14 protein-coding genes are annotated in these 17075 nt (G+C 63.2%); 8 read left to right on the forward strand and 6 right to left on the reverse strand.

All coding sequences use genetic code 11. The annotated features are described in order from the left end of the window. Positions 1 to 34 precede the first annotated feature (34 nt). The gene (locus NLX68_RS09405; RefSeq protein WP_254283782.1) at positions 35 to 553 is read left to right on the forward strand and encodes a dihydrofolate reductase; all 519 of its coding nucleotides are present in this window, start codon (positions 35 to 37) and stop codon (positions 551 to 553) included. A gap of 101 nt (positions 554 to 654) precedes the next feature. Here NLX68_RS09405 and NLX68_RS09410 read toward each other — a convergent pair whose 3' ends face one another. Then, a complete protein-coding gene (locus NLX68_RS09410) occupies positions 655 to 2046 on the reverse strand; it encodes an L-cystine transporter (RefSeq protein WP_254283783.1) in 1392 nt (463 codons plus the stop codon). Positions 2047 to 2286: 240 nt separating this feature from the next. On the opposite strand from NLX68_RS09410, the gene NLX68_RS09415 reads away from it, so the two are divergent. The 4 genes from NLX68_RS09415 (at position 2287) to NLX68_RS09430 (ending at position 7466) form a co-directional block, all read left to right on the forward strand. Beyond that, positions 2287 to 3342, forward strand: a complete 1056-nt coding sequence (locus tag NLX68_RS09415; RefSeq protein WP_254283784.1) for a haloacid dehalogenase-like hydrolase — start codon at positions 2287 to 2289, stop codon at positions 3340 to 3342. 80 nt (positions 3343 to 3422) lie between these two features. Further along, positions 3423 to 3956 carry a sigma-70 family RNA polymerase sigma factor gene (locus NLX68_RS09420; RefSeq protein ID WP_254283785.1) on the forward strand — a complete coding sequence of 178 codons (534 nt, stop codon included), beginning with the start codon at positions 3423 to 3425 and terminating at the stop codon, positions 3954 to 3956. A gap of 29 nt (positions 3957 to 3985) precedes the next feature. Beyond that, positions 3986 to 4930, forward strand: coding sequence for a FecR family protein (locus NLX68_RS09425; protein WP_254283786.1), 945 nt, complete (start codon positions 3986 to 3988; stop codon positions 4928 to 4930). A gap of 130 nt (positions 4931 to 5060) precedes the next feature. Beyond that, positions 5061 to 7466 carry a TonB-dependent receptor gene (locus tag NLX68_RS09430; RefSeq protein ID WP_254283787.1) on the forward strand — a complete coding sequence of 802 codons (2406 nt, stop codon included), beginning with the start codon at positions 5061 to 5063 and terminating at the stop codon, positions 7464 to 7466. Positions 7467 to 7537: 71 nt separating this feature from the next. On the opposite strand, the gene ilvD is transcribed toward NLX68_RS09430, so the two are convergent. After that, on the reverse strand, positions 7538 to 9379 hold the full coding sequence (ilvD, locus tag NLX68_RS09435; RefSeq protein WP_254283788.1) for a dihydroxy-acid dehydratase: 1842 nt from the start codon (positions 9377 to 9379) through the stop codon (positions 7538 to 7540). A gap of 315 nt (positions 9380 to 9694) precedes the next feature. Here ilvD and NLX68_RS09440 point away from each other — a divergent pair, with 315 nt between their 5' ends. Further along, positions 9695 to 11368, forward strand: coding sequence for a DUF4153 domain-containing protein (locus tag NLX68_RS09440; protein ID WP_254283789.1), 1674 nt, complete (start codon positions 9695 to 9697; stop codon positions 11366 to 11368). Positions 11369 to 11426: 58 nt separating this feature from the next. Here the strand turns inward: NLX68_RS09440 and NLX68_RS09445 are convergent, their stop codons facing one another. Next, positions 11427 to 12623, reverse strand: a complete 1197-nt coding sequence (locus tag NLX68_RS09445; RefSeq protein WP_010222172.1) for a class I SAM-dependent rRNA methyltransferase — start codon at positions 12621 to 12623, stop codon at positions 11427 to 11429. Between the two features lie 154 nt (positions 12624 to 12777). Between NLX68_RS09445 and NLX68_RS09450 the strand changes: the two genes are divergently transcribed. Continuing rightward, entirely contained in the window at positions 12778 to 13644 is an 867-nt protein-coding gene (locus tag NLX68_RS09450) for an HDOD domain-containing protein (protein WP_010222173.1), read from the forward strand. A gap of 3 nt (positions 13645 to 13647) precedes the next feature. Further along, a complete protein-coding gene (gene mutM, locus NLX68_RS09455) occupies positions 13648 to 14460 on the forward strand; it encodes a bifunctional DNA-formamidopyrimidine glycosylase/DNA-(apurinic or apyrimidinic site) lyase (RefSeq protein ID WP_213570327.1) in 813 nt (270 codons plus the stop codon). A gap of 6 nt (positions 14461 to 14466) precedes the next feature. Here mutM and ggt read toward each other — a convergent pair whose 3' ends face one another. The 3 genes from ggt to coaD all read right to left on the reverse strand — a co-directional run bounded on the left by ggt (position 14467) and on the right by coaD (position 16994). Continuing rightward, on the reverse strand, positions 14467 to 16155 hold the full coding sequence (gene ggt, locus NLX68_RS09460) for a gamma-glutamyltransferase (RefSeq protein WP_254283790.1): 1689 nt from the start codon (positions 16153 to 16155) through the stop codon (positions 14467 to 14469). Further along, positions 16155 to 16406 carry a YfhL family 4Fe-4S dicluster ferredoxin gene (locus tag NLX68_RS09465; RefSeq protein WP_010222176.1) on the reverse strand — a complete coding sequence of 84 codons (252 nt, stop codon included), beginning with the start codon at positions 16404 to 16406 and terminating at the stop codon, positions 16155 to 16157. Before NLX68_RS09465 ends, ggt begins: the two co-directional genes overlap by 1 nt. Positions 16407 to 16514: 108 nt before the next feature. Further along, positions 16515 to 16994 (reverse strand): pantetheine-phosphate adenylyltransferase, encoded by a 480-nt coding sequence (gene coaD, locus NLX68_RS09470; protein WP_010222177.1) that lies wholly within the window; start codon positions 16992 to 16994, stop codon positions 16515 to 16517. Positions 16995 to 17075: the final 81 nt, after the last annotated feature.

Here is a 17075-nt window from a genome sequence, read left to right on the forward strand (position 1 = left end):
GCATCGAAGATCGGGCTTTGCTATCCTCGCCGGCATGAAAACATCACTCCCCCTCAGCCTGATCGCGGCCCTCGCCGAGAACCGCGTGATCGGCATCGACAACAGCATGCCCTGGCACCTGCCGGGGGATTTCAAGTATTTCAAGGCCACCACCCTGGGCAAGCCGATCATCATGGGCCGCAAGACCTGGGATTCGCTTGGCCGCCCGCTGCCGGGGCGCTTGAACCTGGTGGTCAGCCGCCAGCCGGGCCTGCAGCTCGAAGGTGCCGAGGTGTTCGCCTCGCTCGATGAAGCGATGGTGCGTGCCGAGCAATGGGCACTGGCGCAGGGCGTCGATGAGCTGATGCTGATCGGCGGCGCGCAGCTGTATACCCAGGCGATCGAGCGTGGCCTGGCGGATCGGCTGTACCTGACGCGGGTGGAATTGAACCCGGAAGGGGATGCCTGGTTCCCGCTGTTTGATCAGGCGCAGTGGAAGCTGGCGTCGAGTCAGGCGAATGCGGCTGAGGGCGACAAGCCGGCGTATCACTTCGAGGTCTGGGAAAGGGCCTGAAAAGCATCGCCGGCAACGCCGGCTCCCACAGTGTCTGGCATATGCACTAACTGTGGGAGCCGGCGTTGCCGGCGATGAGGCCCTTCAGGGCGACGCAGGACTCAGGAGTGCGTCAGCTGCGCATGCTCCTGCGCCTCCAGCACTGACTTGTCGGTCTGCTTGAGCATCTGGCTGGTAATCGCCCCTGCAGTCATCGAACCGTTCACGTTCAGCGCCGTGCGGCCCATGTCGATCAACGGCTCGACCGAGATCAGCAAGGCCACCAGCTCCACCGGCAAGCCCATGGCTGGCAGCACGATCAGTGCCGCGAAGGTCGCACCACCACCCACGCCCGCCACACCCGCCGAACTCAGGGTGACGATCGCCACCAGGGTGGCAATCCACAGCGGGTCAAATGGATCGATGCCCACCGCTGGCGCCACCATCACCGCCAACATCGCCGGGTACAGGCCGGCGCAGCCGTTCTGGCCAATGGTCGCCCCGAACGACGCGGCAAAGCTTGCGATCGACTGCGGAATGCCCAGGCGCAGGGTTTGCGCCTCGATGCTCAGCGGGATGCTGGCGGCGCTGGAGCGGCTGGTGAAGGCGAAGGTCAGCACCGGCCAGACCTTGCGGAAGAAGCGCAGCGGGTTCACACCGCTCATAGCCAGCAGCACGCCATGCACCACGAACATCAGGCCCAGGCCGATGTACGAGACCACCACGAAGCTGCCGAGCTTGAGGATGTCGTCCAGGTTCGAGCTGGCCACCACCTTGGTCATCAACGCCAGCACGCCGTACGGGGTGAGCTTCATCACCAGGCGCACCAGGCGCATCACCCAGGCTTGCAGGGTGTCGATGGCAGCCAGGGCGCGGTTGCCCTTCTCGGCATCATCCTTGAGCAACTGCAGGGCGGCCATGCCGAGGAACACGGCAAAGATCACCACGCTGATGATCGAGGTCGGCTTGGCCCGGGCCAGGTCGCCCACCGGGTTGCTGGGGATGAACGACAGCAGCAGCTGTGGGATGTTCAGGTCGGTGACCTTGCCCACGTAGTCGCTCTGGATCGCCGCCATGCGCGCAGTTTCGGCGGTGCCGGCCACCAGGCCTTCGGCGGTCAGGCCGAACAGGTTGGTCAGCACGATGCCGATCAATGCGGCGATGGCCGTGGTGAACAGCAGGGTGCCGATGGTCAGGAAGCTGATCTTGCCCAGCGACGAAGCGTTGTGCAGGCGCGCCACGGCGCTGAGGATCGAGGCGAAGATCAGCGGCATGACGATCATCTGCAGCAACTGCACATAACCGTTGCCCACCAGGTCGAGCCAGCTGATGGTGGCCTTGAGGATCGGGTTGCCGGCGCCATAGATGGCATGCAGGGCGGCGCCGAACAGCACGCCGAGGACCAGGCCGACCAGGACCTTCTTGGCCAGGCTCCAGTTGCCATGACGGGTTTGCGCCAGGCCCAGCAGCAAGGCCAGGAACGCCAGCAGATTGAGAGACAACGGCAGATTCATTGAAGCTCCAGGAAAAAAGGCGGGGCATCGCCTCTGTGTGCGATTGCGAACAGAAATGCTAACAGCATGAAAACGAACGAATTTATATCGAAATGGAATTTCTATAGTCGTTTTTGGAATAACGGCGGGTCGCAAACAGAATGCATGTGGCCGCTCAGGGGCGTGTCGGTGTCGCTGTCGGGTCGGTGTGCATTTCAGGCTTTGCTAGCGTGAGCGGGCCACTTTTCTGGAGAAATGCACATGACGTCTGCTCCGAAAATCCTCGCCGCCGGCCTTGCCCTGTTGCTGACCGGGCATAGCTGGGCCACGGAACTCAAGCACTGGCCGGTCGAGGCTGCCAAACAACTGGACACAATGATTGCCGCCAACGCCAACAAGGGCAACTACGCGGTCTTCGACATGGACAACACCAGCTACCGCTTCGACCTCGAAGAATCGCTGCTGCCGTTCATGGAGAACAAGGGCCTGCTCAGCCGTGACAAGCTCGATCCGTCACTCAAGCTCATCCCCTTCAAAGACACCGCCGAGCACAAGGAGAGCCTGTTCAGTTACTACTACCGGCTCTGCGAAATCGACGACATGGTCTGTTACCCCTGGGTCGCCCAGGTGTTTTCCGGCTTCACCCTCAAGGAGCTCAAAGGTTATGTCGATGAGCTGATGGCTTCGGGCAAGCCGGTGCCGAGCACCTACTACGAGGGTGATCAGGTCAAGCCCATCGAGGTGCAACCGCCGAAAGTGTTCGCAGGCCAAGCCGAGCTGTTCAACAAGCTGATGGAGAACGGCATCGAGGTCTACGTGATCAGCGCCGCCTCCGAAGAACTGGTGCGCATGGTCGCCGCCGATCCCAAGTATGGCTACAACGTCAAACCGCAGAACGTGATCGGCGTCAGCTTGCTGCTCAAGGACCGCACCAGCGGCGCCCTGACCACCGCGCGCAAGCAGATCAGTGCCGGCAGCTACGACGCGCAGGCCAACCTGGGCCTGGAACTGACCCCCTACCTGTGGACCCCGGCCACCTGGATGGCGGGCAAGCAGGCGGCGATCCTCACCTATATCGATGAGTGGAAGAAGCCGGTGCTGGTCGGTGGCGATACCCCAACCAGTGATGGCTACATGCAGTTCCATAGCGTCGACGTGGCCAAGGGCGGCATCCACCTGTGGATAAATCGCAAGGCCAAGTACATGGACCAGATCAACGGCATGATTGCCAAGCATGCAGCGGCCCAGGCCAAAGAGGGGTTGCCGGTGACGGCGGACAAGAACTGGGTGATCGTTACGCCGGAGCAGATTCAGTAAGCAAAATAGATATCAATTGCGAATTCATCTCATCTTCTGCTAGCGTGCGCGCACCTTGAGGCCCAACGCCAGGAAGTACCGTGTCTTCGTGGAATACGCAGATTGCCCGCTTGTTCGCCGAGCACAAGAAAGCGCTGGAAGCCTTTGTTGCGCGCCGTACCGGTAATGCGCAGGTGGCAGCCGACCTGACCCAGGAGTCTTTCCTGCGTCTGGCGCGGCTGCCTGCCGACAAGAAGATCGACAATCTGCCGGCCTTCCTCTTCACCATTGCCAGCAACCTGGTACGTGACCACCAGCGTCAGTCCATTCGTCGCGAGCGCCTGGACGGCGGCGAACCCAGCGAGGAGCTGGCCTGCGAAGCGCCTGGTGCCGACGAGCAATTGTCTGCGCTGCAAGAGCAAGCGCTGATGCACGAGGCCATCCAGGCCCTGCCCGAGGCGACCCGGCATATCTTCCTGCTTTATCATGTCGACGAATGTTCCTACCGGGAAATTGGCGAGCGCCTGCAGGTCTCCCCGCGTAGTGTCGAATACCAATTGCGTCGTGCGCTGATCGACTGCCGGGCCTTTATCAAGGCGCGCTTGCTCAGCGGCACGCCGGGGTCGCGTCCATGAACCGGCCACATGCAGCGACGGATACCTCGATGACCGACCCACACGCCACAGAGGCCGACGACCTGTTCGCCGAAGCCAGTGGCTGGTACTACCGCCTGCAGGCCGAAGACGTCACGGCCGATGAGCGCGAGGCCTTCAGCGCCTGGCTGGCCCGGGGCCCGGCACCGGCCCAGGCCTGGGACGAAGTGCTTGGCCTGCTGGGTGCCTTGCGTGAGCCGGCGCGGCAGATCCGCCAGGCGCAGCGTGCGCGCTGGCGGCGGCCGCGGCTGCAGGTCTGGGCCAGTGCTGCCGCGGTGCTGCTGATGGTCGGTTGGCTGGCGTACAGCCCCTGGCCGGACCGCTGGCGCGCCGACTATGCCACCCGCACCGGCGAGTCGCGCAGCATTGCCCTGGCGGACGGTTCGCAACTACAACTCAACACCGATACGGCCGTGCAGGTCGAGCTGGTCGATGGCGAGCGGCGGGTGCGGTTATTGCGTGGCGAGGCCTGGTTCGACGTCAGCCATGACCCGGCGCGGCCGTTTGTGATTCGCTCCGGTGATGGCTGGGTCAGGGTCGTGGGCACGCGCTTCAGCGTGGCCCGGGAAGGCGACCAGACCCGGGTGCGGGTAGCCCAGGGCAAGGTCCAGGTCAGTGCCGACAACACTCAGTCAGTGCTGCTGGAACCCGGTCGCGGTGTCGAGTATCGCGGCGCTCGACTGAGCGCCGAGCATGGTTTTGATGTGCCCGCCGAGTTCGCCTGGCGCCAACGCCAGCTGGTGTTCCGCGAGCAGCCGCTGGTCGAAGTGGTCGATGCCCTGAACCGCTACTGGCCGGGGCAGACCCTGGTGTTGGGCGAGAGCCTGCGCCAGCGCAAAGTCTCGGGAGTGTTCGAGATCGACAAGCCCGAGGCCGTACTCAAGGCCTTGACCCACACCCTGGGCCTGCGCGCCGAGCACTACACCCCGTACCTACGGGTGTTGCGCGAGGGCTGAAAAATTTCTTACGAAAGTTTCAGGGTTTCCCCAGCAGCTGACGTCCTTGATCTCGTAGGCGCAAATAATAAGCACTCTCAGACAGTGCGGCGCCATTCAACGACTTCGACAATTCTGGGGAGCACCACTGATGGAACACACCACCGCCACCCGGCGCCTGCCCGGCGTGCCGACCCTGCTGAGCCTGGCCATTGCCCTGGGCTGCGGCACGCTGGCAATGCCGACCCTGGCCGCGCCTGCCGCGCAAGCGCAGGCCTATCGCTTCGAGATCCCGGCGCAATCGCTGGATGCGGCGCTGGCGGCCTTCAGTGCGGTAACCCGGGTGCAGGTGCTGGTGGGCGCCGAGGTCACTCAAGGCCTGCGCTCCCCGGGCTTGAGCGGCAGTTATCCACAGGACCAGGCCCTGGCCCAGCTACTGGCCGGCACTGGCCTGAGTGCAACCTACATCGATCGCGACAGCGTAACCCTGGAAAAACGCCAGGGCGAAGACACCGCGTTGCAGTTGGGGGCGACCATGGTCGGCGGCAAGGTGCTGGGCGCTACCACCGAAGGTAGCCAGTCCTACACCACCGGTGCGCTGACCATCGGCAAGGGCGAACAAAAGCTCAAGGACATTCCGCAGTCGGTGTCGGTCGTCACCCGTCAGCGCATGGACGACCAGAACATGAACAGCCTGCAGGACGCCATGCGCCAGGTCACCGGGGCGACGATCAAGAGCTACAACTCCGGCTCCAGTCTGAACGATGTGTACATGCGCGGCTTCCTGGTCGATCAGGTGCAGGTCGACGGCGTCTCGCAAATGACGGGCCAGGGCGACCTGATGACCAGCTTCGACCTGGCGATGTTCGACCGCGTCGAAGTGTTGCGCGGGCCCTCCGGCCTGTACCAGGGCGCCGGTGAGCCCGGCGGCACCATCAACCTGGTGCGCAAGCGCGCCCTCGGTCAGTTCGCCCTCAGTGGCGAGCTGTCGGCAGGCTCCTACGATCACTACCACTCGACCGTGGACATCACCGGCCCGCTTAACAGCGACGGCAGCCTGCGCGGGCGCTTCGTTACCGCTTATGAGGACAACAAGTCCTTCGTCGATTACGCCCAGAACGAGCGGCCAATGGTGTATGGCCGGCTGGAATACGACGTGACCCCGGACACTACCCTGTCGCTGGGCGGCGCCTATCAGAAGAACCGTTCTACTCCGGCGTTCGGCCTGCCGGCTTACGCCAGCGGCAAGCTGCTGGACGTCAAGCGCTCGACCTTCGTCGATGCCAAGTGGAACGAACTGGACGAGCACGTCTGGGAAAGCTTCTTCGAAGTCGATCACGCCCTGGAGAACGGTGGCCAGTTCAAGACCTCGCTGACCTACCGCGACGCTGAAACCCCGACCCGCAACTTCACCTGGAGCGACGGTGCGGTCGACCCGGCCACCGGCGCCAGCTCGGCGGTGGCCTACTCCTACTACACCCACATCAAGACCCTGGGCCTGGACAGCTTCGTGACCTTGCCGGTGGAAGCCTTCGGCCGTACCCACGAGCTGACCATGGGGGCTGAATACCAGCACCTGGACAAGGACTTCACCTATGGCGGTGGTGAGTACTTCGACACCAACGTGTTCGACCCGGGCAGCATCAATATCCCCAAGCAGAAGTACGAAATGGACAACGGCAACTGGTCGAAATCGCACCAGTACGGCCTCTACGCCCGCACCAAGATTAGCGCCACCGACTGGCTGGACGTAATCCTCGGCAGCCGGGTGACCTGGTTCGAAAGCGATGCGCATAACGCCAACGCCTTCTTCAACAACTTCAACAGCACCGAAAGCAGCATCAACCGCAAGGTCATTCCCTATGGGGCGCTGGTGGCCAAGCTGACGCCGGAGCTGTCGGCCTATGCCAGCTACACCAGCGTGTTCAAGCCGCAGACCGATGTGAATGCCGGTGGCCAGACCATCGCCCCGCGCAAAGGTAAACAGTACGAAATCGGCCTCAAGCGTGAGTTTTACGATGGCCGCTTGAATGGCAGCGTGGCGCTGTTTCGCATCTACGACGAGAACCGCGCCGAGCTGGTGGCCAACAACCAGTACTACGAGCCGCAAGGCAAGATTCGCAGCCAGGGTTGGGAAACCGAGCTGAGCGGCAACCTCACCGACAACTGGAGCATCAGCACCGGCTACGCCTTCACCCTGCTCAAGTCGCTGAGCGGCGAAGACACCAACCAGGGCACCACCATCACCCCCAAGCACAACTTCAACCTGTGGACGCGCTACGAATTTGCCGATGGCCCGCTGAAGGACTTCAGCGTCGGTGGCGGGGTACGGGCGGTGAGTGCCACCTACTACAAGCGTGACGTGGACTTCGTCCAGGGCGGCTACAGCATCGCCACGGCCCAGGTGGGGTACAAATTCAACCAGAACCTGTCGGCGACGCTGACGGCCAATAACCTGTTTGATCGTACGTACTATGAGCGGGTGGACAGTTCGTGGGGGTCGAACTTCTATGGCGAGCCGCGCAACCTGACCTTTAGCGTGCGGGCCAAGTACTGAGTCGAGGCCATCGCGGGGCAAGCCCGCTCCCACACCTGTGGGAGCGGGCTTGCCCCGCGATGCTTTTCTGCTTACAGCCCGTCCAGCATCGCCTTGTTGCGGACCGCACCCTTGTCGGCGCTGGTCGCCAGCAGGGCATAGGCCTTCAGCGCAGTGGTCACTTTACGTGGCCGTGCTTCGACCGGTTTCCAGCCTTTCTTGTCCTGTTCCACCCGGCGTGCGGCCAGCTCTTCATCGCTGACCAGCAGGTTGATCGAGCGGTTGGGGATGTCGATCAGCACTTTGTCGCCGTCTTGCACCAGGCCGATAGCGCCGCCGGCTGCGGCTTCTGGTGAAGCGTGGCCGATCGACAGGCCCGAGGTGCCGCCCGAGAAGCGGCCGTCGGTGAGCAGTGCGCAGGCTTTGCCCAGGCCCTTGGACTTCAGGTACGAGGTCGGGTAGAGCATCTCTTGCATGCCCGGGCCGCCTTTCGGGCCTTCGTAGCGGATGATGACGATGTCGCCTGCCTTCACCTCATCGGCAAGGATGCCGCGCACGGCGCTGTCCTGGCTTTCGAAGATCTTGGCGTTGCCTTCGAAGACGTGGATCGACTCGTCGACGCCGGCGGTTTTCACCACGCAGCCGTCCAGGGCGATATTGCCGTAGAGCACGGCCAGGCCGCCTTCTTGCGAGTAGGCGTGCTCGACGCTGCGGATGCAGCCGTTTTCACGGTCATCATCCAGGGTCGGCCAACGAGTCGACTGGCTGAATGCGGTCTGGGTCGGGATACCCGCCGGGCCCGCCTTGAAGAAGTGGTGAACCGCTTCGTCGTTGGTCTGGGTGATGTCCCACTTGGCGATGGCTTCTTCCATGCTCGGGCTGTGCACGGTCGGCAGGTCGGTGTGCAGCAGGCCGCCGCGGGCCAGCGAACCAAGGATGCTGAAGATGCCACCGGCGCGGTGGACGTCCTCCATGTGGTACTTCTGGATGTTCGGCGCCACCTTGCACAGCTGCGGCACTTTGCGCGACAGGCGATCGATGTCGCGCAGGTCGAAAGCGATCTCGGCTTCCTGGGCGGCGGCCAGCAGGTGCAGGATGGTGTTGGTCGAACCACCCATGGCGATATCCAGCATCATGGCGTTCTCGAACGCCTTGAAGTTGGCGATATTGCGCGGCAGCACGCTCTGGTCGTTGTCACCGTAGTAGCGCTTGCACAGTTCGACGATGGTGCGGCCAGCCTGCAGGAACAGCTGTTCGCGGTCGCTGTGGGTGGCCAGGGTCGAACCGTTGCCCGGCAGGGCCAGGCCCAGTGCTTCGGTCAGGCAGTTCATCGAGTTGGCGGTGAACATGCCGGAGCACGAACCGCAGGTCGGGCAGGCGCTGCGCTCGTACTCGGCAACTTTTTCGTCGCTGGCGGTGGAGTCGGCGGCAATGACCATGGCATCGACCAGGTCCAGGCCGTGGCTGGCCAGTTTGGTCTTGCCGGCTTCCATCGGCCCGCCGGAAACGAAGATCACCGGGATGTTCAGGCGCAGGGCGGCCATCAGCATGCCAGGGGTGATCTTGTCGCAGTTGGAGATGCAGACGATGGCGTCGGCGCAGTGGGCGTTGACCATGTACTCGACCGAGTCGGCGATGATCTCGCGGCTAGGCAGCGAATAGAGCATGCCGTCATGGCCCATGGCGATGCCGTCGTCGACCGCGATGGTGTTGAATTCCTTGGCCACGCCACCGGCGCGCTCGATCTCGCGGGCCACCAGCTGGCCCAGGTCCTTCAGGTGCACGTGGCCCGGGACGAACTGGGTGAAGGAGTTGGCGATGGCGATGATCGGTTTTTTGAAGTCCTCGTCCTTCATCCCGGTGGCACGCCAGAGGGCGCGGGCGCCGGCCATATTGCGGCCGTGGGTGGACGTTTTCGAGCGGTAATCAGGCATGAAGCACTCCTGGCGGCTAATCAGGTAACAAAAAGGGGAGTGAGCTTCTCTTGTCCTTTGCACCGAAGGCAGGTGGCCGCTGGTACGGATGAAGCCGAGATCGCCGCGGGATCGCCGTGCGCTCGGCCAGAGCTCATAAACCCGCCGGGGATGACTGGCGATGAATAGCCCGATTCTACACCGCTGCGGCTTTGAGGGAATGGCGTTGTGATAATTGGCCATTGGCGCAGCCTGCAAGGTAAAGGCCTTGGCTTCGGTTACCCGGCTTTAGGTAGACTTGCGCGCTTCGCACCCCACTGGCCAAAAGGATTTGCAATGCCTGCGATAAGTCGATCTTTACTGTTCTACCTGGCCATCGGTCTGATTCAGGGCCTGGTGTTCCTCTATGCCAGGCACATCCAGATCGATATCGCCGGGCTGCCATTCGGCCTGTGCGCCGCCGTGATGGTGGCCGGGGTCAACCTGCAACTGCTCGGCAGTGCGGGGCTGCAACGCGGTACGGGCTGGCTGGTACTGGGCCTGACGCTGCTTATCGGCTTTATCAGCAGCTGGACCTTCAGTCAGGACAGCCTGGGCTGGGTATGGCAGAGCTCGTGGCTGGCTGCGGTTGTCCTCGCTTACATCGGCACCGCCTTCATCCTCAGCTGGCCAACCCGCGAAGGGCTGCGGCCGCGCTATGAGGACCTGTTCCGGCATGCCTGGAACAACATCTTCATCGTCCTCCTGGCACTGCTGTTCACCCTGCTGTTCTGGCTGCTGCTGTGGTTGTGCGGGCGCTTGTTCCTGATGCTTGGCATCCCCCAGGTCGAAGACGTGCTGACCTCGGCGCCAGTAGTGCGCATTGGCCTGGCGGTGGTGTTCTCCTTGGGGATGCGCATGGGCCTGGAGAACGAGAAGGTCATCGGCCTGCTGCGCGGCGTGCTGCTGACCCTGTGCCGTGTACTGCTGCCACTGAGCGCACTGATCGCCGTACTGTTCAGCGTGATGCTGCCGTTTACCGGGTTGCAGCCGATCTGGAATACCGGCTACTCGACCACCATCCTGTTGTTGCTGGTGGCCACCAACCTGTTTTTGCTCAACGGCGTGTTCCAGGATGGCCATCAGGCCAATCCCTATCCGAGCGTGCTCAAGCGCCTGGTCGAGGCCTGCTTGCTGTGCTTGCCGGTGCTGGTGGCGCTGGCGGGCTATTCAAGCTGGTTGCGTGTGGATCAGTACGGCCTGACACCTGAGCGTATCCTCGCCCTGTTGCTGATCGGCGTGATGCAGGTGCACAGCCTGGCCGCTCTCTGGGCGGTGTTCGCCTCGCGTAAGGTCTGGCTACATAGCTTGCGGGTGAGCAACCCGTGGATTGCCCTGCTCAGCGCGGTGCTCGTGGTGATGTTCTATACGCCGCTGCTGAACCCTTTGCAGATCAGTGCGAAAAACCAGGTCGAGCGCCTGCTCAGCGGGCGTACCGCGATCCAGGAATTCGATGCCAGAACCTTGTACCACCGCCTGGGCAAGCCGGGACGTGAGGCGTTCAAGGCGCTGGAAGCGCGGCTCAAGACTGACGAACTGTTCGACGCCGAAGGACGGAAAAAGCTGCAGTGGATCATGGATGAAGCCCACCCGCTGTACGCCGACGACAGTCACGCCTCGAACCTTGAATGGCTGGGGCCTGAGCAACCTGGCAGCGAGGAGTTCGCCACGATGGTCATGGCCCTGAGCCAATGCGGCGGCAAGGGTTGTTTCCTGTGGGGGGTGGACATGGATGGCGACGGGCGCAACGAAGTGTTGATGATCCCGCGGCACACCTATGCGTCCAGCGTTTTCCTGTTTGCCCGCGAGGGCAAGGGTGAGTGGCGCGAAGTCGGTAGCCTGCACAGTATTCGCGATAACACCGAGCGACTGGTTCAGCTGATCCGCCATGGGCAGATGAAACCGGTGATGCCGCGTTACAAGACGCTGACCCTCGATGGCGTCGACCTGACCTGGCAGCCCAACCGCTAGCGTATTGCAGGCAAAAAAAATCCCGGCACCTGGCCGGGATTTTTTATTGCACCACGCCTTAGCTGTTCGGCAGCAGGCGGCAGGTGATGCTCTTGATGTAGCGGGTTTCCGGGATCGCCGGGTGCACCGGGTGATCCGGGCCCTGGCCGCCGCGCTCGAGCAGCTGGATATTGCGGTCCAGGTGGCGGGCGCTGGTCAGCAGGATGTTCTGCAGGTCGTCTTCCGGCAGGTGCATCGAGCAGGATGCACTGACCAGGATGCCGTCCTTGGTCAGCAGGCGCATGGCCTGTTCGTTCAGGCGACGGTAGGCGCCTTCGCCGTTTTTCAGGTCTTTCTTGCGCTTGATGAAGGCGGGCGGGTCGGCCACGATTACGTCGAAACGCTCTTCGGAGGCTTTGAGCTCTTTCAGTGCTTCGAACACGTCGCCTTCGATGCAGGTCAGCTTTTCGGCAATGCCGTTGAGCCCGGCATTGCGCTCGACGCCGTCCAGGGCAAAGCCCGAGGCATCGACGCAGAACACTTCGCTGGCGCCAAAGGCACCGGCCTGTACGCCCCAGCCACCGATGTAGCTGAACAGGTCGAGCACGCGCTTGCCTTTGACGTACGGCGCCAGGCGCGCGCGGTTCATGCGGTGGTCGTAGAACCAGCCGGTCTTCTGGCCTTCCATGACCGGCGCTTCGAACTTCACGCCGTTCTCTTCCAGGGCGACCCACTCCGGTACCAGGCCGAACACGGTTTCGACGTAACGACCCAGGCCTTCGGCATCGCGCGCGGCCGAGTCGTTCTTGAACAGGATACCGGTCGGCTTGAGCACCTGAACCAGCGCGGCTACGACGTCATCCTTGTGCTGCTCCATGGTCGCCGAAGCGAGCTGGACCACCAGGATGTCGCCGAAACGATCGACCACCAGGCCCGGCAGCAAGTCGGAATCACCGTACACCAGGCGGTAGAACGGCTTGTCGAACAGGCGCTCGCGCAGCGACAGGGCAACGTTGATGCGGTGCACCAGCAGCGATTTGTCCAGGGCCAGCTTGGCGTCACGCGACAGCAGGCGGGCGCAGATCAGGTTGTTCGGGCTCATGGCGACGACGCCAAGGGCCTTGCCGCCGGCGGTTTCGAGGATCGCCTGGTCACCGGCCTTGAAGCCATGCAGCGGGGTCGCGGCGACGTCGATTTCGTTGCTGTAGACCCACAAGTGGCCGGCGCGCAGGCGGCGGTCGGCATTGGCTTTAAGACGAAGGCTGGGCAGGGACATGACGTCGCTCCGGGAAAAAAGAGCGGGATTATAACCCGATGCCTGGCGCGTCGATGGGGAATAGCGACAAATTGCAACAGAGCGATGGCCTTTCGCTTCACCCCTGGCCAGTACGATCGGGTTAGAATCGCCGCTCAGCCCCGAGTGTGTACTTATGTCCCAGGAACTCTCCGCCGAACAGATCCAGAACGCCCTGCAAGGCATCAGCGTCCCGCCGCAGCCGCAGATCATGGTAGACCTGCAGTTCGAGCAATACATGCCCGACCCTGACCTGGAGGTGATCGCCAAGCTGATCTCCCAGGACCCGGGGCTGTCCGGTGCGTTGCTCAAGCTGGTCAATTCGCCGTATTACGGCCTGAGCAACAAGATCGCCTCGATCCAGCGTGCGGTGAACCTGCTCGGCAGTCGCTCGATCATCAACCTGATCAACGCCCAGTCGATCAAGGGCGAGATGAGCGACGACACTATCGTCACCCTCAATCGGTTCTGGGATACCGCCCAGGACGTGGCCATGACCTGCCTGACCCTGGCCAAGCGCATCGGCTCGCAGGCGGTGGACGAAGCTTATGCCCTGGGCCTGTTCCATGATTGCGGCGTGCCGCTGATGCTCAAGCGCTTTCCCGAGTACATGAGCGTGCTCGAGGATGCCTACGCCAGCGCCGGTGCCGAACACCGGGTGGTCGACACCGAGAACCAGGTGTTCAACACCAATCACGCGGTGGTCGGTTACTACACTGCCAAGTCGTGGCGCCTGCCGGAACACCTGAGCAATGCCATCGCCAACCATCACAACGCCCTGGCGGTGTTCAGCGATGACTCGGCGCGCAATAGCCAACTGAAGAATCTGCTGGCGATTCTGAAGATGGCCGAGCATATCTGTTCATCGTACCGAGTCCTGGGCAACCAGAGCGTGGACCACGAATGGAATACCGTCGGGCACCTGGTGCTCGATTATGTCGGCTTGTCCGAGTATGACTTTGAGAGTCTGAAGCAGACTATTCGCGAACTGGGCGGTCACTGATCCATGCCGGAATTGCCAGAAGTCGAAACCACCCGGCGCGGCATCGCGCCTTACCTGGAAGGCCAGCGGGTCAGCCGGGTGATCGTCCGTGAGCGGCGCTTGCGTTGGCCGATCCCCGAGGACCTCGACATTCGCCTGTCCGGGCAACGCTTCGTCAAGGTCGAGCGGCGCGCCAAGTACCTGCTGCTCAATGCCGAGGTCGGCACCTTGATCAGCCACCTGGGCATGTCCGGCAATTTGCGCCTGGTCGAGATCGGCTTGCCGGCGGCCAAGCACGAGCATGTGGATATCGAACTGGAGTCGGGCCTGGCGCTGCGCTACACCGATCCGCGGCGCTTTGGGGCGATGCTGTGGAGCCTTGATCCGCTCAATCACGAGCTGCTGATCAAGCTCGGCCCGGAGCCTTTGACCGATCTGTTCGATGGCGAGCGACTGTTCCAGCTGTCGCGGGGCAAGTCCATGGCGGTCAAGCCGTTCATCATGGACAACGCGGTGGTGGTCGGGGTTGGCAATATCTATGCGACCGAAGCGCTGTTCGCTGCCGGCATCGACCCGCGCCGCGAAGCCGGGAGCATTTCCCGGGCGCGCTACCTGAAGCTGGCGATCGAGATCAAACGCATCCTGGCGTGTGCCATCGAGCGCGGCGGCACCACCTTGCGCGACTTTATCGGCGGCGATGGCCAGCCGGGCTACTTCCAGCAGGAGCTGTTCGTCTACGGGCGAGGGGAAGAGCCGTGCAAGGTCTGCGGCAGTATCCTGCGTGAGGTCAAGCTCGGCCAGCGCGCCAGCGTCTACTGCCCGCGCTGCCAGAAGTGACGCTGCTCAGCGCGGGCTGAGCACCTGCGCTGCGCCCACGCCGCGGGGGTCGCTGGCGGCTTCCAGGGTTTGCCGGGCCTTGTCCCAGAACAATACTTGCTGATTGCCATAGCTGCGGCCCAGGTCCTTGAGCTGGTAGCCGCGCGCCTGCAGGTCACGCTGCTGCCCGGCGCTGAACGCTCCCGGTTCGTGCTCGACCACATCGGGCAGGTACTGGTGGTGATAGCGCGGTACCGCAGGCCAGCTGGCAACCGGCTTGCCCTCAAGAAACCCCAGCATCGACAACAGCACCATGCTCGGGATACGGCTGCCGCCCGGTGTGCCGAAGGCGGCGAACTGGGTCGGGCTCTCGATAAAACTCGGGCTCATGCTCGACAGCGGCCGTTTGCCGGCGGCCACGGCGTTGGCCTGGCTGCCAGCCAGGCCGTAACTGTTGCTGCCACTAGGGTCGGCGGCAAAGTCATCCATTTCGTTGTTCAGCACCACGCCGGTACCGGGGGCGCTAAACGCTGCGCCAAATGGCAGGTTGACCGACAAGGTCGCGGCCACGGCATTGCCGTCGGCGTCGATCACCGCGAAGTGGGTGGTGTGATCGCCTTCGCGCCAGGCCGGGGCAGGCGGCAGGCTGCTGCTGGGCGTGGCCTGGTGCACGTCGATGCTGTCGGCCAGGCCCGTCAGGTAATGGCGTGCGAGCAGTTGTGGCAGCGGGTTGGCGACGTAGTCCGGATCGCCGAGCAGGCCGCGGTCGCGGTAGGCCCGGCGCAATACTTCCAGCACGTAATGGCTGCGCTGCACCGGTTCGGCGCTTTGCCAGGGCAGGCGCTGGAGCATTGCCAGGCTCTGGGCCAGGGCCACGCCACCGGCTGAGGGCGGTGGGGCGCTGATCAGTTCGCGTTGATCGGCCAACTGATAACGCAGCGGCTCGCGTTTGGCGGTGCGGTAGTTGGCCAGGTCATCCAGGCTCCAGATGCCCCCCGCCGCTTGTACGCCCTGAACCATGGCCTGAGCGGTGGGGCCGGCATAGAAACCGTCGCGGCCCTGATAGGCGATGCGCTCAAGGGTGATGGCCAGTTCTGGTTGGCGGATGTGCGCGCCAAGGGCCGGGACTTCACCGTTGATGAGGAACAGTCGGGCGCTTTCCGGGTCATCGCGCAGGGCGCTCAGGCGCATCTGGGCGCGGTCGCGGTAAATGCGGTCGACGGCAAAACCCTGGTTGGCCAGGCGAATGGCCGGTGCCAGGGTGCTTTTCAGCGGCAGCTTGCCGTACTGGGCGGCAAGATCGGCGAGCGCTGCCGGCAAGCCGGGAATCGCCGCTGCCAACGGGCCATTGATCGACAACCCGGGCTGGACCTTGCCGTCCTTGAGGTACATGGCTTCGCTGGCCTTGCCCGGTGCCCGCTCGCGGGCATCGATAAAGGCATAGCGAGCCGGTGTCTCGCCTTCGCGCAACAGGAAGAAGCCGCCGCCACCAAGGCCCGAGCCATAGGGCTCGACCACCGCCAGCGTGGCGCTGATCGCAATGGCCGCATCAAAGGCGTTGCCGCCTTGCTCAAGCACTTCCCGCGCAGCCGCGGTCGCCTGGGCATGCGGCGTGGCAATCGCGGCGCGGCCCGGGCCTTGGGCCTGGGCACAAACCGCGCCCAGCGCCAGGGCGACGCCAAGGACCAGCGGTACGAGCCGGGCGACGAACGGCATCAGGCCTTGCCGGTGATTCGGCGGTATTTTTCCATCAGCTGCTCTTCGGTTTCCGGATGCGCTTCATCCAGAGGAATGCAGTCTACCGGGCAGACTTGCTGGCATTGCGGCTCGTCGTAGTGGCCGACGCACTGGGTGCACAGGTTAGGGTCGATCACGTAGATCTCTTCGCCTTGAGAGATCGCGGCGTTCGGGCACTCGGGTTCGCAGACGTCGCAGTTGATGCAGTCGTCGGTGATGATCAGGGACATGGGGACTCCGGCCAGGGCTCAGCACCCGGGCATTTGAAAACCAATGGGCATAATTGTGCCGCATTAGCGCCCGCAGTGCACGCGGGCGCCATGGTCAAATCGCCGATGTCACTTCTTGAAGCGTTCGGTCAGGGCCTCGGCCACCACCGGGTGGACGAATTTGCTGATGTCGCCGCCCAGCGCCGCGATTTCCCGGACCAGGGTCGAGGAAATGAACGAATAGCGCTCCGAAGGGGTGAGGAACAGGCTCTCGACGTCGGGGGCCAGCTGGCGGTTCATGTTCGCCAGCTGAAATTCGTACTCAAAGTCCGAAACAGCCCGCAGGCCGCGCAGGAACACATTGGCCTGCTGTTCCTTGGCGAAATGCGCCAGCAAGGTGGAGAAGCCGATGACTTCGACATTGGGCAGGTGCTTGGTGACCTCGCGAGCCAGTTCCACCCGTTGCTCCATTGGGAACAAGGGGTTTTTCTTCGGGCTGGCGGCGACCGCAATGATCACTTGGTCGAACAGCCGCGAGGCACGTTCGACCAGATCGCCATGGCCCTTGGTAATAGGGTCGAAAGTACCTGGGTACAACACTCGGTTCATCGCGTCGTCCTGGCAGGAGTGCGTTGGGGAGTCGGATGGTATCGCAGCAGTGGCGGTCGGCCAAGTCACCCGTCCACGCTG

This window comes from Pseudomonas sp. SBB6, from assembly GCF_024213215.1.
Taxonomy (GTDB): Bacteria; Pseudomonadota; Gammaproteobacteria; order Pseudomonadales; family Pseudomonadaceae; genus Aquipseudomonas; species Aquipseudomonas donghuensis.

Bases quoted from the DNA above. Each gene is read 5' to 3' on its own strand.
- coaD (WP_010222177.1), bottom strand. From the start codon at position 16,994: ATGAACCGAGTGTTGTACCCAGGTACTTTCGACCCTATTACCAAGGGC.
- NLX68_RS09450 (WP_010222173.1), top strand. From the start codon at position 12,778: ATGTCCCAGGAACTCTCCGCCGAACAGATCCAGAACGCCCTGCAAGGC.
- NLX68_RS09425 (WP_254283786.1), top strand. From the start codon at position 3,986: ATGACCGACCCACACGCCACAGAGGCCGACGACCTGTTCGCCGAAGCC.
- NLX68_RS09405 (WP_254283782.1), top strand. From the start codon at position 35: ATGAAAACATCACTCCCCCTCAGCCTGATCGCGGCCCTCGCCGAGAAC.
- NLX68_RS09445 (WP_010222172.1), bottom strand. From the start codon at position 12,623: ATGTCCCTGCCCAGCCTTCGTCTTAAAGCCAATGCCGACCGCCGCCTG.
- ggt (WP_254283790.1), bottom strand. From the start codon at position 16,155: ATGCCGTTCGTCGCCCGGCTCGTACCGCTGGTCCTTGGCGTCGCCCTG.
- mutM (WP_213570327.1), top strand. From the start codon at position 13,648: ATGCCGGAATTGCCAGAAGTCGAAACCACCCGGCGCGGCATCGCGCCT.
- ilvD (WP_254283788.1), bottom strand. From the start codon at position 9,379: ATGCCTGATTACCGCTCGAAAACGTCCACCCACGGCCGCAATATGGCC.
- NLX68_RS09440 (WP_254283789.1), top strand. From the start codon at position 9,695: ATGCCTGCGATAAGTCGATCTTTACTGTTCTACCTGGCCATCGGTCTG.
- NLX68_RS09430 (WP_254283787.1), top strand. From the start codon at position 5,061: ATGGAACACACCACCGCCACCCGGCGCCTGCCCGGCGTGCCGACCCTG.
- NLX68_RS09410 (WP_254283783.1), bottom strand. From the start codon at position 2,046: ATGAATCTGCCGTTGTCTCTCAATCTGCTGGCGTTCCTGGCCTTGCTG.
- NLX68_RS09415 (WP_254283784.1), top strand. From the start codon at position 2,287: ATGACGTCTGCTCCGAAAATCCTCGCCGCCGGCCTTGCCCTGTTGCTG.
- NLX68_RS09465 (WP_010222176.1), bottom strand. From the start codon at position 16,406: ATGTCCCTGATCATCACCGACGACTGCATCAACTGCGACGTCTGCGAA.